A 1,203-nucleotide genomic window follows, 5' to 3' on the forward strand; every position below is an offset into this window, starting at 1 on the left:
GAGGCTGTGGCGTTGGTCTGCGGGGATGTGGAGGTGTCGTATGGGGAGTTGAATGCGCGGGCTAATCGGTTGGCGCGGTTGTTGGTGGCGCGGGGTGTGGGGCCGGAGCGGGTGGTGGCGTGTGTGTTTCCGCGGTCGGTGGAGTTGTTTGTTGCTTTGTTGGCGGTGGTGAAGGCGGGTGGGGTTTATCTTCCGGTGGATCCGGATTATCCGGCGGAGCGGGTTGGATTTGTGCTGGCGGATGCTGATCCGGTTGTGGTGTTGGCGCTGGGTGAGTTGGTGTCGGGCCTTGAGGTGGGTTCGGTGCCGGTTGTGGTGGTGGATGATGCGGGGGTTGTGGCGGAGTGTGAGGGCTTGTCGGGTGTGGATTTGGTGGATGCGGATCGTGGTGGGGTTCTGTCGTCGTTGAGTGCGGCGTATGTGATTTATACGTCGGGTTCGACGGGGGTGCCTAAGGGGGTGGTGGTGTCGCATGCGGGGCTTGGGGCGCTTGCGGTGTCGCAGATTGAGCGTTTTGGTGTGCGGGGTTCCAGTCGGGTTTTGCAGTTTGCCTCGCCGAGTTTTGATGCGTCGGTGTCCGAGGTGTGTATGGCGTGGTTGTCGGGGGCTGCTTTGGTGGTGGCGCCGGCGTCGCGGTTGTTGCCGGGTGCGGGTTTGGGTGAGGTGATCGCGGAGTTCGGGGTTACGCATGTGACGTTGCCGCCTTCGGTTCTTGCTGTGTTGTCGGAGGATGTGCTGGCGGGGGTCGAGTGTGTGGTGGTGGCTGGTGAAGCGTGTCCGGCGGAAGTGGTGGAGCGGTGGTCGGTTGGACGTCGGCTGGTGAATGCGTATGGTCCGACGGAGGCGACGGTTTGTGCGACGGTGAGTGAGCCGTTGGCGGGTCGTTGTGTGCCGCCGTTGGGGCGTGCGATTGCTGGTGCGCGGGTGTATGTGCTGGACGGTGGTCTGCGGCCGGTGCCGGCGGGTGTGGTCGGCGAGTTGTATATCGCGGGTGTGGGTTTGGCGCGGGGGTATTTGGGCCGCGTGGGGGTGACGGCGGAACGGTTTGTGGCGGACATTTTTGGTCCGGCAGGGTCGCGGATGTACCGGTCGGGGGACTTGGTGCGGCGGCGGTCGGACGGTGAGTTGGAGTTCGTCGGTCGTGTTGATGACCAGGTGAAGGTGCGTGGGTACCGGATCGAGCTGGGAGAGGTCGAGTCGGCA

General features: G+C 64.1%; 1 protein-coding gene. It reads left to right on the forward strand.

Going from position 1 to position 1,203, the window contains the following annotated elements; genetic code table 11:
* On the forward strand, positions 1-1,203 hold a 1,203-nt coding region (locus PV419_RS52825; protein ID WP_415925578.1), incomplete at both ends, for an amino acid adenylation domain-containing protein.

The sequence above is a fragment of the Streptomyces sp. ME19-01-6 genome (genome assembly GCF_033793745.1).
GTDB lineage: Bacteria > Actinomycetota > Actinomycetes > Streptomycetales > Streptomycetaceae > Streptomyces.